The organism is Candidatus Hydrogenedentota bacterium, assembly GCA_018005585.1.
Classification (GTDB): domain Bacteria; phylum Hydrogenedentota; class Hydrogenedentia; order Hydrogenedentales; family JAGMZX01; genus JAGMZX01.
Genome location: JAGMZX010000061.1, coordinates 16,973 through 30,275, shown reverse-complemented (window position 1 = coordinate 30,275; position 13,303 = coordinate 16,973). Strand labels below are relative to the sequence as shown.

10 protein-coding genes are annotated in these 13,303 nt (G+C 63.2%); 1 reads left to right on the top strand and 9 read right to left on the bottom strand.

Going from position 1 to position 13,303, the window contains the following annotated elements; all coding sequences use genetic code 11:
• From KA184_12055 to KA184_12030, 6 genes are all read right to left on the bottom strand, one after another.
• Window positions 1-887, bottom strand: an 887-nt coding sequence (locus KA184_12055; GenBank protein MBP8130302.1) for a cobalamin-dependent protein, incomplete at its 3' end; no start/stop codon positions are given.
• 291 nt (window positions 888-1,178) lie between these two features.
• The gene (locus KA184_12050) at window positions 1,179-2,783 is read right to left on the bottom strand and encodes a B12-binding domain-containing radical SAM protein (GenBank protein ID MBP8130301.1); all 1,605 of its coding nucleotides are present in this window, start codon (window positions 2,781-2,783) and stop codon (window positions 1,179-1,181) included.
• Window positions 2,784-2,949: 166 nt separating this feature from the next.
• Entirely contained in the window at window positions 2,950-4,278 is a 1,329-nt protein-coding gene (locus KA184_12045) for a hypothetical protein (GenBank protein ID MBP8130300.1), read from the bottom strand.
• A 54-nt stretch (window positions 4,279-4,332) separates the two neighbouring features.
• Window positions 4,333-5,289, bottom strand: coding sequence for a glycosyltransferase (locus KA184_12040; protein ID MBP8130299.1), 957 nt, complete (start codon window positions 5,287-5,289; stop codon window positions 4,333-4,335).
• The gene (locus tag KA184_12035; GenBank protein MBP8130298.1) at window positions 5,289-6,380 is read right to left on the bottom strand and encodes a radical SAM protein; all 1,092 of its coding nucleotides are present in this window, start codon (window positions 6,378-6,380) and stop codon (window positions 5,289-5,291) included. The genes KA184_12040 and KA184_12035 overlap by 1 nt, the downstream gene beginning before the upstream one ends.
• Window positions 6,381-6,493: 113 nt before the next feature.
• Window positions 6,494-9,331 (bottom strand): alpha-mannosidase, encoded by a 2,838-nt coding sequence (locus KA184_12030; GenBank protein MBP8130297.1) that lies wholly within the window; start codon window positions 9,329-9,331, stop codon window positions 6,494-6,496.
• Window positions 9,332-9,590: 259 nt separating this feature from the next.
• Between KA184_12030 and queG the strand changes: the two genes are divergently transcribed.
• The gene (queG, locus tag KA184_12025) at window positions 9,591-10,499 is read left to right on the top strand and encodes a tRNA epoxyqueuosine(34) reductase QueG (protein MBP8130296.1); all 909 of its coding nucleotides are present in this window, start codon (window positions 9,591-9,593) and stop codon (window positions 10,497-10,499) included.
• 22 nt (window positions 10,500-10,521) lie between these two features.
• Here the strand turns inward: queG and KA184_12020 are convergent, their stop codons facing one another.
• The 3 genes from KA184_12020 to KA184_12010 form a co-directional block, all read right to left on the bottom strand.
• A complete protein-coding gene (locus tag KA184_12020; protein ID MBP8130295.1) occupies window positions 10,522-11,598 on the bottom strand; it encodes a glycosyltransferase in 1,077 nt (358 codons plus the stop codon).
• Window positions 11,579-12,937 (bottom strand): aminotransferase class I/II-fold pyridoxal phosphate-dependent enzyme, encoded by a 1,359-nt coding sequence (locus KA184_12015; GenBank protein ID MBP8130294.1) that lies wholly within the window; start codon window positions 12,935-12,937, stop codon window positions 11,579-11,581. The genes KA184_12020 and KA184_12015 overlap by 20 nt, the downstream gene beginning before the upstream one ends.
• 177 nt (window positions 12,938-13,114) lie before the next feature.
• A partial coding sequence (locus tag KA184_12010) for a hypothetical protein (protein ID MBP8130293.1) occupies window positions 13,115-13,303 on the bottom strand: 189 nt, incomplete at its 5' end.

Below are 13,303 nucleotides of genomic sequence, written 5' to 3'. Positions count from 1 at the left end.
ATTTGCCACGGCTTGTCTAATCTCTCCGCAATAAGCAGATTGGTAAACTCGAGAATCCAATCGCGACGGATGACGGTGGTGAGATCATAGAAAGAGAAGCTTTCGGCCCGGTACTGTTTGACGTAGTGTTTCATTTCCGCCACCACGTCCGCGGGCGAACGGATGTTCCATAGCTTGCCCCACATCTGCCGGTTTGAGCAGAAGGCACATTTGTAGGGGCATCCGCGCGAGGCCAGGAGCGGTATGTTCCGCCCGCGCACAACGCCGTAACCGACACCTGATGCCAGATACCGTTCGATGGGAATTTCTTCCCAGGCGGGCCACGGCAGCGTGTCCAGGTTCTTGACGCGGGTTCGCGCTCCGGTGCGCACGAACGTACCGTCCGGCCCGCGCAGGCAAAGCCCCGGCACTGCTGCCAAGGGGCGGCCCTGTTCGATGGCGTCCAATAGTTCGAGGAGCGTTTCTTCGCCCTCGCCCAGCACGCAGGCCGTGACACCGGGACAGGAGCTCATTACGTACTCGGCGGCCGCGGTGGCATGTTCTCCGCCTACTATCAGGGGCACGCCTGGAAATTGGCGCGCGATCGAGTTGAGGACTCGGCGGTGGCAAAGCCATTCGTTTGAGAACATGCAGGACACGCCGACCAATGCGGGGCACCTCGGGATGCGCGCCAGGATCTCTTCTGTCGAAAGACCGTTTGCCGAAAACGGAGTGTCACCAATCGGGGTAAAGCAATCCATTGCCTCGCCGAATGCGTCGATGACACGCACCGGCCGGCCCCGGCGCTTTAGCACGGCGGCCAGATACGCCAAAGCGAGCGGCGGCGCGCCATTCGAAGCCGCAAAGGTCAGCCCGTGAACTACATTGGGCGGCCGTACCAAAGCCACATGCTGTATGGCCATCCCTGCAAGCCTTCCCCCCCTTTACCTCGTACCGACGTGCCCTGAACGGTCTCCGAACCGTTCACTTATGGTTCCCACGGCAGTCGCCGTGTACTTCGCGGCGGTAACCTTCTTTCTCCAGTGTGACTGATGACACACTAATTGTCAACATACCAATACACCTATTCTGAACATGTAACACTTCACGCCGAAATCGGCGGCTAAGTAGATTCGGGGCAAGTACTTAGCGACGAAAACAGGGCAGCCTCCGCGATGTACAGGCGAGAGGGAGCAGCGTTAGCGTGTGTTCAAGCGCTCTCGAGGAGTCTTCCAGCGCGTGTGCAGTCCGGTCAGGCGAAGCTTGGACAGCAGGATATGGACATTCCTGCGTGCCAGGGTGGCAATCATCCTTTCGAGCAGGGTGATTGGGCGCCCGGTTACAAGGCGGTAGCAGGTGGCGCCGAGGCGCCAAGGCCGCAGCAGAAATTCGATCATATAGAACATCAGGGAAGCGCCCATGCACAACAGGCGCAGCTGCAGGTCGGTGAGGTTCTCATCCCACGAGCAGACACCCGCATAATTGTTATTACAACTGTATGCGAGGAAGAGGTCGAAGGGGTCGCCCTCAGCCGGGAAGCCTTTTGTGGTCTTCAGTTCTTCATAGAACACGCTGCCGGGATAGGGCACGAACGCATATACGGCCACATCGTTGACGCCTACCCAGGCAAGCCGGACAATAAAGCGCATGCTCTTGAGAATCTCGGTCCAGGTTTCGCCGGGGAACCCAACGATGACGTGGACCTTCGAGAAGACGCCCTCCCGCCGGCACGCGCGCAACGACGTTACCATCTTTTCGAGGTCCACTTTTTTCTGAATACGCTGGAGGGTAATTTCGGAACCGCTTTCCGGCGCGAAAACGAGCGTGATGCAGCCGGAAGCACGCAATTGGGCCACGATTTCCGGAGTCAACGCCTCCGAACGGGTGCCAATAGGCATGTACCACCGGATATTCATCCGCTCTTCATTGAGCAAGCGGACGAACTCTACCACCCAGTCGCGGCGGACAATCGCCGTCAAGTCATAGAAAGAGAAGCTGTCGACGTCGTACTTCTGCTTGTAGTGCTTCATCTCGGCGACTACGTCTTCAACGGACCGCACGTTCCACAACTTGCCCCACATCTGCGGATTCGAGCAGAAGGTGCATTTGTAGGGACACCCGCGCGACGCCAGCATGGGCATGTTCCTGCCATGGACTACGCCCATGCCCACCCCGGAGGCGAGGTACTTGTCGAGGGGAATCTCATCCCAATCCGGCCATGGCAACTCGTCCAGTTTCCTGATGCGCGCCCGGGGACCGGTCCGAACGAAGTCTGCCCCGGAAGCGGGCCGGTACAACAACCCGGCCACGGTGTCGAGGGACCGTCCACTCTCGATCGCATCCAGCAGGTCGAGCAGCGTGTCCTCGCCTTCTCCCAAGACGCACGCCAGTACGCCGGGACAGGAGCGCAGCACGTAATCGGGCGCTGCCGTGGCGTGTTCTCCGCCGACAATAATCGGAATGCCGGGGAAGCGCTCGGCAATAGCGTTAATAACGCGCTTATGACACAGCCATTCGTTGGAAAACATGCAGGAAACGCCGATCAGGCACGTATCGGCCGGAATGCGCGCAATGATTTCCTCCGTGGTGAGGCCGCAGCCGTAAAAGGGCCATTGCTCAATCTGTGTGAGGCGAGTAGTCGATTCCCCGAACGCGTCTATTGCCGTTACCCGGTAGCCGGACCGCTTCAGGACCGCTGACAGGCATGCCAGAGACAATGGCGGGGAGCCTGGTCCCTGATTCATGGTCATCGCGTTGACCACTACGGGGGGCCGTACGAGTGTCACATGTCGTGAACTTGCCATGCAGTCTCCCTGACGGTGCGACGCCGAGTCTTGGCACGGGCCACCCGTGACGCCAATAGGGCATTCCATTCGGAAGGCGGGCCCTGCCTCTCTTAGCTTATCGCAACCTGCGGGGCTTGTCAAGCATACTTAACAACCGTGTCAGGGAACATGTGACAAGCCGTGTCTATTCGCGGCGTGCGCCTCTGCGGCTGGATGATTTCCGCTCGCGCGGCGCTTCCAGGTTGTCTTTGATTATTGTCCTGCCGTCCGCATGGTCCTCGATACGCTTCTCGCCCGCGAGCACATTCTCCGATATCAGCGCCCGCTCGACACCCGTGGCGAGGCGGACCTGAAGCTTGTCCTGCTTGAATTCGCAGCCGCGGACCAGCAGTGTGCCGCCCAGCGCGTCGATGGCGGGCAAGTCCTTCGCGCGCGGCCCCCATTGCACGAAGGTGCAGTCGCTGAACCCGACGGTGCCCTTGCCGTCGACTACAGCGACCCGGTTGCAGGGGCCCCAGAACGCGCAGTTGACGAAACGGACCGTGCCGGCGTGTTGTTCCAATACGCGGACCATCGTCGGGTCATCCCCATGAAACGAGACGAACTCGCCGTTGGTAATGAGGAGGCCGTAAGGGGCGCTTTGCTCCACCTGGACAGCGGCGGTGTAGCAGTCGTCCGCGCCGATGCCGAGGAAATTACCGTTGCAGGCGCCGTCTTCCGTTTCGATGAAGCGGTAGCCGATGGCGTAGCCGAAGCAGAACGTGTTGAGCACGTAATGCCAATCGGTGCGCCCGAAGATAAACCCCACGCCATTCTCGGTCTGCCATTCGTATATGGGCGTGCCGATGCTCCACCACGGGTTCCAGTGGACGTTCTCGATGCGCCCGATATCGTAGACCCTGTCCACGAAGATGCCGATATGAATGGGCTGGCCGTGGATATTCCGGATGAGGGCTCGCTGGTTCTGCGAAGCGTCGATGGCGTTGTATGGGTTCAGCAACTGAACGTCCATAATCGCCGGGTTGTTGCCGCGCATCGCGATGGTGTAGGGGTAGGGCACGGGCGCCGCGCCTTTCGGGTCCTGGCCGGGGTAGTGGACCGTAAACCCCTGGAGCACAGCGTTTGCCTGCAAGGTAATGAACGGCGCGCCGTCCTCGCTGCCGGCGCCCCCGTGCGGTTCGAGCACGCTTCCGTATACGGGTTTGGGGCGGTCCTCGTCGCGCAGCCCCGCATGCGCGGGGGCGTAAGCGTACACGCCGCGCAGCGTCACGTCTTCGGGCACGTTCAGCACGCCTTCGAAACGGTAGCGGCCCGTGGGCGCGAACACGACGCCGCCGTTGGCCGCGTGCGCCGCGTCAAGCGCCAGTTGAAACGCCGGGGTGCAATCCGCGGACGCATCACCCTTTGCGCCAAAATCGACCACATTCCACTCGGACATTGCGGCCATGCAGGGCCCCTCCACGGTCAAGACGGCAAGGATGCCCAACATCAGGCAGATTATGCATCGTGTCATACTGCGTTATCCCTTCCGGTCAGACGCGCCCCGCATCGGCGCTTGCCGCGCATGTTACCCGGAAGAGGGGGCATGGCGCGAACCGGCCGCACGCAACGCCTTGCAGACGCCGACGCAATAGGCCACGTTCGCGAAATGGATGCCGGGAACGTAGAAAAGCACTCGCAGGTCACCGGACGCGAGCCACCGTCCGACGATGTATACGGTAAGCAGGACCGACAACGGCAAGAAATAGAGCCAGCCTGTGACCCGGTTGAAAGGATAGCAGTACCGGTAGGGCGAACCGGGATGCGATTCGTGCACGCGCCACGCGAATTCGCCCATCTTCACGAAGCTGCGCCACAAGTCGCGGAACGAGTCCCGGTCCGCGTGGTGCAAGGGCAAATCGGGCACATATACGAGCGGCACGCCAAGCTTGCGGCAGCGGAAAGCAAAATCGATGTCCTCCGCGACTTCCAATCCCTCGTCAAAGAGGCCCACGCGGTCGAAGACATCACGGGACACGCAGGTGTTGTTTGCGGGTACGTGGTGATCTTCGATGGTGCGTGCGCGCGGCATGCAAGACACAAACCAGTTTGAATAACCGAAAGAGTAACCAGCATATGTAGAGTGGATTCCGATTACCCTGCCGTGCAGCACAAACGGATTGCCGGGCGCAATGCCAAGCGCGGGCACGCCCTGCCGGCAATTAGCGGTGTGCTTTTCGATATACTCAGGGTCGAGTACTTGCGAATCGCTATCGACGAACAGGATCAGGTCGCTTGAGGCGGCGCGCACGCCCCTGTTGCGGGCCGCGCCGATCCCACCGCACGTTTCGCGGCGCAGCAGTACGAGCTTGAACCGGTAGAACTCGGGCCGGATCGACTCGCATACGGGCGGGGACGACCCGTCGTCCACGACGACTACTTCGAAATCAAGGGTGTGTTGCGCATTCAACTGGGCGAGCAGTGTGGTCAGGTCGCCGGTGCGGTTGTGCACCGGAATAACGACGGATACGGTGGGCGCCGCCATCAGTGGAGGATTCCAAGGATGATTTTCACGACCGAGAGCGGATGAGTCATGATGTTTTCGGCCATGTTGCAGTTGTGGGTGCAATAGCAGTAGCCATGCTCCGCCTCGAAGGCATCGAGATTCGCGCGGAATCGCGCTTCGGCAACATCTGCATCCTCGCCGATTAGGTTTGCGAGTCTCGGCTTCAATTCGCACATCGATGCCGTGCCATCCGCGTAGATGACTTTGCTGTAATGGGGCGCCTTGCACTGGAACACGGCGCGTTTTTCCTCAATCAGCCGCAGCGAAACGCGCCACATATACTCCTGGTAGTTGGCCTTCAGGTAGCGCGCGAATACGTTCCAGCGATTGCCGTACGTGTAGGTGCGCAGAGTGCGGAAGAGTTCCGGCGTGCAGAGGCGCAACGCAGTCGCGTCAGGCAGATGCACCTCCTCCGGGGCCAGCGGGTCGCCTCGCAGCAGTAGCAGCGAGTGATAATCCGGCGCGAGCCCGCGTACATAGCGCACAAACGCGGCCAGTTCGTCGATGTTCCGGTTCGTGACCACCGTATTGACCTTCACGGTGAGGTCTGGTATCTCGCGCAGGCGGCGATATGTTTCCAGGGCCTTCTTGAAGCTGCCCGGGCCGCGAACGGCGTCGTTGGTTTCCTCGAAACCGTCGATGGATACCGCAAGCGTTACAGCGCGTGGGAAAGCTGCGACCAGTTCGCGCGCCTTGTTCACGACCCGGTCCGCAAATTGACCGTTTGTCGGGATGGTGACCGTTCCGAAGCGGAATTGCTTGCAGATTTCGATTATTCTCGGATGGAGAAACGGTTCGCCGCCGCCGATGTCCAACGAGGGGATGTGTCCCAGTTTCCGTGCGAGCAGTGCTGCCTGTTCGACCGTGAGGTCGTTACGCCCGAATTCAACGAAACAGGTTTTGCACCGCAGATTGCAGCGGTCCGTGATATGCACGATGACGTGATATACATACGAGCGTATCAGGCGTTGCCATAGCCGCTCGAACGGCCCCAACTGCCGCGCCTGCGCCACGGGCGCCGCCGCCTCGTCTCCGGCAAGGCGCAGGACTGGGTTCGTTTTCGTGTCCACGACCATCTCCGGCATCGCACGCGTGTCAGAACGCCTATGCGGTGAGGACGCTGCGTCTACACGTCATTTTAACATCCGAACTTGTGCTCGACAATCCAGGGGCCGCGCCGCATTTAGCGCGTTTGTATCTCCACGGAGATGATTTTATACGGGCTCACTTCGACCGGTATCTCGTGATTGCGTTTCACGGCAAGCGGCTGCTCTCGCCGCTCATTGAGGCTGACTGCCCAAGCCTGTTTCACAGGCGCCGCGAACGTGACCGAGCCTTTCAGGGGTTCCGCCGTGGGGTTGTAGAGCCGGAGCAAAAAGGTGTTTCGATCTTCCGCCTTCTTGAGCGCCGAAAACCGCAACGCCGGATTGTCTACGGCGAACAAGGATGCCTGTTTCGCGGGCAGCGCGCCTTTGTTGGCGCGGGTCTGCACGAGACGCAGCGGCGCATTGAACCGCTCCGCTGCCAGAGGCACATTCGCTTCCCGCCAGTCGCCTGCGTGCGGATAGATCGCGTAACGGATGTCGTGGCGGCCCAGGCACTGCCCGCCCTTTTGCGACGGGAACCCGGAGCCGACGCGCGTCTCGGTGCATAGCCAGTTCCGGACCGCGCGGAGCAGCGACAAGGCGACGGTGCGCTCCGCATTGTCCAGCACTTCGTATTCCATCAGGGAATCGTTGAGAAACGCCATGCCCAGGGCGCCGTCGCTCAAATCCACAAAATGGTTGTGCGGCAGCGTGCCCATGTCGGGCCACGCGCTGTCCGGGGTCGGGCCCTGCGGCCGGATAGGCCTGCGGTCCACGATAAAATGGCCGCCCGCGTCCGCGAACATGGCCCCGGAGAGGCCCGTCGGAAACATGACGCGCAGGAAGTGGTCCTCGTGCCGGTTTTCGAAGGAGACGTTGACCTCGACGCACTCTTCGTCCGCGCGCAACGTGACCGCCGTGCGGATGGTGAGGTCCGCTTCGTCGTCGCCGCGCCGTTGCAGCTCCTTGTTGCCCTTGCGGGGCGGGGTCATCGTGATTTCGCTTGCCAGGGTGGCCTGCATGGGGCCCGCTTCCTCGCTCCAGATGCGCGCGGCGCAGCCGAGCGACGTGTGCGCCGCGTCGAACATGGGGCGATGGTTGATCCAGTAGTCCCCGTGCTCGCCGCGGTCCTCGTAGTAGTTGAGCCCGCGAAAAACCGCGTTGAGCCGCTTCGCGTGCAGGTCGAAGGTCCCGTTCGGCTGCATTTCGACGCGCAGGTGCGCGTTTTCGAGAACATTCGGCGTCTGCAAGAGCGTGTGCGTGCGCGCGAGCGAATCCGACCAAGGCGCGGCGTCGCCCTGCATGTCCCTGCGCGTGCCCGCGCGAAAGACCTTGTACCCGCCCGGGGGCACTTCGCCCGTGTCGAAGAACAAGCGGTGCCGGAGGCACTCGAAGGGGAATGCGCGCGTGTGCACTTCGCCGACGCAATACCGTTCGCGCGAAAAGCCCATCCACTGCGTGCCCAGCGGCGCGCCGTCCGCGTCGAACAACTGCAACGCTTCCGGCATGAACGGCCAATTCGTGCTCACCGGGTCGGCGGGCATGTTGACGTAGGCCTCGACCACCTCGCGCCGCGCGTATGGAAGGGGATTGAACGCGACCAGCAGCACGTCGCCGTCCGCAAACGCGGACGTGTCGATGCGCCGCACGAGTTCCTGCATGGCGCGGTTGCCCAGCGACTGCGACAAGTCCACAACCTGGTTCAAACGGTCCGCCACATCCTGCGCCGTCTTGTCCTGCGTTACGCCGTTGATGGAGTCATGCGGATGCGCGGCCAGCAGGAACTCCCAAGCCTTGCGGAGCAGCGCGTCCTGATACGGCGCGCCCGCCATGGCCGCCGCGGCGCTCAGCGGTTCGGCGAAACGCAGCAGCATGTTCTGAGCATGCTTGTTGAGCCGCTTGATATAGAGCCGTGTCGTGAGCGCGTTGCCCGTCACGGCCATCGCTGGGCCGTCGCGCAGTTCGCCTTCAACAACGGTCAATGCCTCGCGAACGATTCGGCGCCGCATCAGGCGCACGTATTCGGTCATGGTCGTGTGTACCCACTGCCGGTTGGGGTCCGGGTCCACCTCGTTAAGGCGCTCAACCATTTCCGGGAATAGGGGCTGACTGGCGGTGTAGTCGCAGCCGTTCATCATGAGCCGGTCGTCCGCGAGCACGCTTTCCCTCATGGTGTCCCACACGGCTTCGATCATCTCCGGCGTGATCGTTTCCGGAAACCAGCGCGCGGGCGCGTCGACGCGCGCGTGGTCTTGCTCCATCTGCTCGGGGTCGGCGCGGTGGAACGCGACGCCGCCGTCCGCCCAGTGGTAGACCCATTCCGGCCCCTCGTGGTCTACGCCGAACAACGCGGAGAGATGCACCTTGAAGTAGAAGTTCTGACGGCCCAGTTCGCCGAAGCGTGTCGCCAGCAGTTCCGAGCCGTCCGGGCCGCGCCAGAGAAACTCGCATCGCGGCGCGCGGTGCTTGCCCACGCGCTTGCCGATCATCGCGACGTCCATGCCGAAACCCGCGTAAATCTGTGGCAGTTGCGCCGTCTGGCCCCAGCCAAAGGAGGTATAACCCACGTTGAAGACTTTGCCCAGCTCCGCCGCGCGCCGGTGCCCCCAGAGCAGGTTGCGCACCATGCACTCGCCGTCGACCGGATATTCATCGGGCAGGTAGAGCCACGGCCCGACCTGGAGCTTGTCCGCTTGGACAAGCGACTTGACGCGTCCGGCCATTTCGGGCCGCACTTCGAGGTAGTCCAGCACCGGCGACACTTGGCCGTCCATGAGGAAGCCCGGGTACTTGCCCGATTCGAGCACCTCCACCAGTTCGTCCATGAAATCCAGCAGCATCAGTCGTGTTTCCCAGATGGGGAATCGCCACTCCCGGTCCCAATGCGTGTGCGAGACGATATGAGCGGTGCGTTTCTTGCCGGTACGCTGTTTCATGGTGGAATACCCCGGTATTGCGTTGTTGTCCGGAATGCAGGCGCGATTCTACGGAAAGGCGGACGAGCGGCACAACAGAAGCGCGTCCGGCGCGGCGTTCGTGGGCGCTCCGGCAACGCTCTGGTGAAGTCTCCGGGTGGCAGGTCTTTCCCGGCGCCAGCCGGGGCACTATAATGCCTTGGTGGAACGTACCGTGCCCCATAATCGCGAGCACGGCGTCGGCCTGCGGGACGCGACGCCCCTCCTGCGCGCGCACGAAATCAAGCGCGCCGCGCGCGAACTGGGCTTTGACGCGTGCGGTATTGCGGCGGCGGGCCCGGCTGACCCGGAAGACAGGCTTGGGGAATGGCTGACGCGGGGGTATCACGCGGGCATCGCCTGGCTGGCGCGGAGCCGGCCCGCGCGTCAGCATCCGGAACTGGTGCTGCCGGGCGTGCAATCCGTCGTGGTCGTGGCGCGCAACCACTATCAGCGGCGGCAGGCGCAGCCGCCGGGGACCGGCAAGGTGGCGATGTACGCATGCGGCCGCGATTATCACAAGGTGCTGCGGCGCCCGCTTCGGCGTCTGGCGGCGCGCATCGAGGCGATGATTCCGGAGGCGCGCTGCTATTGTTGCATTGACAGCGGGCCCGTGCTCGAACGCGCGTGGGCCGCGCGCGCGGGCGTCGGCTGGGTCGGCAAGAACAGCCTAGTGCTGCGCCGCGACCTGGGCTCGTGGTTCTTCCTGGCCGTAATCCTGACGACGGTGGAACTCGCGCCGGATGCGGCCGCGCGCGGCCACTGCGGCTCATGCCGGGCATGCCTGGACGCCTGCCCGACGCAGGCTATCGTCGCGCCAGGCGTGGTCGATTCGCGGCTGTGCATTTCGTACCACACCATCGAGAACCGCGGCGAAATTCCCGAAGTGCTGCGCCCGGCCTTCGGAGATTGGGTCTTCGGCTGTGACATCTGCCAGGAGGCATGCCCCTGGAACCGTTCCGTGAGAGCGACGGACGAACCCGCCTTCACTTCCCGGCCCGGCGTGGCCAATCCGGACCTGAAGATGTTGAGTGAAATGGACGAAGCCGCGTTCGACGCGTGTTTTGCGGGCACGCCCGTGCGGCGCGCGAAACAACCCGGGATAGCGCGTAACGCGCGGATCGCAATCGAGAATCGGGCCCGCCGCTGAGGCAAGCACGCGCGGGAATCGTTCAGAGTCCCGGGTTGCGGCGCAGGAAGCGGCGCAGCCGGCGCACGGTACGTTCGCTGAAAAAGCGCCGGAGCAGATTCGCCACGCGATGACCCAGGCGGGCGCTGATCACGCGCGGCGGCGCGGGCGCGCTGAGCGCCGGTTCGCGACGCAGGAAGCGGCGCAACCGTTCGACCCGTTCCGCACCGAGCAGCGGGCGCAGCATCCGCGCCGCGGCGCCGTGCGCGGCGGAACCCGTCGCGGCCGTGCCCTGCAAGCGGCGCAATTCCCGTTCCGCCTCCCGGATGCGCTTCGCAAGCACGCCGCGCAACCCGGCGTCATTTTCACTGCGCGCGTATTGCAGGCGCAGCGCGGCCAGCCAGCCGGCGGTCATGCGCACGGCATCGCGCGACATGGCCACCGGGTGACGGCGGTACACGGCCAGTTCGCGGTCCACGAAATACAGCGCCGGACCCCGTGCGAACACGCGCATCCAGCATTCCCAATCCTCATGATTTGGCAAGGATTCCTCGAAGCGCTGCGGCGGCTCGCGAAACAGGCGCGCATCGAACAGGAAGGCCTGGCACGGGATGGAGAGGCCGTCTTCCCATCGCGCCGCAAGGCTGTGGCGCGGCCGCGCCTCATCCAGTCTCATGAAAGGCGCGATGGCGGAGTCTTCCGCGCCGCCGTTCTCCAGCCGGAACAGGGTCCTGCAATAGACCACGCCGGGCCCCCCCGCGTTCCCTGCCGCCGCAATCTGCGCTGCGAACTTCTCCGGCAACAGCAGGTCGTCCGCATCGAGGAATTGGAGATACGCGCCCCGGGCCTGGTCGAGGCCGCGGTTGCGCGCGCCCGCGAGGCCGCGGTTTGCCTGCGACACCCAGCGCACCCGCCCGTCGCGCGCGGCGAGACGCGCCGCGACCGCCGCCGTGTCGTCCGTCGAGCCGTCATCGACGATGATGCACTCCCAATGGGGCCACGTCTGCGCGATGAGGCTTTCCACCGCTTCGGTCAGATAGCGCCCCTGATTGAAGCACGGAACGATTACCGAAACGAGCGGCGCCGCGCCGCCGCGGCCGTCAGGCGCCGAACCGGGCATGGCGAACGCCCTCACTTTGCGCCGCCGCGTAATCGGCGGCCTCCCGAAGATACTCGAGCGCCTGGAGGATCACGGGCGTTTCCTCGAACCCGTACGAGAGGCGCAATTGCCGCCGGCCCTGTGCGCTGGACGGGCCCTCCGGATGCACACAGTATTCACCGGGGATGTAAATTACGCGCGGCTTGCGCATTGCGGCTGTGCCGTCGATTGCCGGGTCGCCCGTCGTGCGGGTCAGATACCGGAAAAACGGCGACGCCGTGCCGGTCTCCACGTCGCGGAAGGTGAGATAAAAGTAGAAACCCGCGTGGCCGCCGGTGCAGTCGCTCAGCAGCGGCCCGAGCGCCGCGTCGACCCCCTCGCGCACCGCCCGCGCCTTCACGCGATAGCCCGCGTTGACGTACTCGAGTTGCTCGCGAATGTGATGGTCGATCAGGTAGGCGGCGATTTCCTGGTTGGCCAAGGGCGCGCTGAACCCTACGTCGCTCGTCTTCTGTACGACGGCGTCCATCAGTGGACCACGCGCCCCGATCATGAATCCAACACGCAAGGCAGGTGCCAGCACCTTAGAGAGAGTCCCTATCTCGTACACGGCATCGGCCTGGTCGAAACACAGCCCTGACACCGGCCGCTCCGCCCCGACGTCATGCAGGAGCCACTCATAGGCCTGGTCGAAGAAGAGCGGCACGGTCCGGCCCAGCTTGCGCGACCATGCCGCGGCGATTTCAACCAGCCGGCGGCGGCGCGCATTCGACAGGATCGTGCAACTCGGGTTGTTTATCGTGACTACATAGAAGAAAGCGAGGTCCTGCGCGGCCGAGCCAAGCCCCGCCAGGCGTTCTTCCAGACGGTCAGGGTCAATGCCTTCGTGGTCTTCTGGCACGGTAACCACGCGGAACCCTTTGCGCTCCAGGTAATTGCAGTAGATGTAATACATCGGGTCTGCGGTGATGACGATGCCCGGTTCGAGCACGTCCGCAAGCGCTTCCAGAATGCTTGTCGCGCCGCTCGGGCCAATCAGTATTTCCTTGTGCGCCAGCAGAGCCTCGCTAACACCGCCGATGCCGTGTTTGAGGTAGAAACGCCGCAGAGCCCCGATCAGGTTCGGGGAACCTTGCGGCCCCCCATAATTGAACGCGCGCCGATGGCGTTCCGGGTGCGCGGCCACTTCCGCGAGCGCCTCGACCAGACGCCGGTCCGGGATGGTCCGCTCGTTGACGTAACCTACCCCCAGATTTATATCCATCCCATCGCGGAAATCCGTGGCGAACTGCGCCATCATCCGGTTGACCGGGGACGGGATTAGCGATGCACGCCCATATGCCGAAAGACGCAGAATCATAACCTGTTTCCGCTTTGCGCTTTAGACCGTGCAGGACAACTCCGCGTGACCGGGTGCCACGCGGGACGACCTATTGGGGAACGAGCAGCACCCGAAGGCTGGGACGGCCTGAGCCTTTCCCGAGTCGCGAAGGTGCTTTGCCAGCTCGATGCACGTCATCCAGCCTTCCTCGGGCGATTATTGTTCCTTCGCGTCAGCGTGTTCGGGACGTTCCTTGACCCCCGGGACCACGTGAATTTCGATCGTGTCCAGATACATCACGCTGCGGCACAGATACTTGTCTCCGGGGAAATAGGTGCGCATGCTGCCCTCCGCGTCGGGCAAGGGCTTGCCGTCCTTCGTCAGAACGATCATGGCATGGCGGCC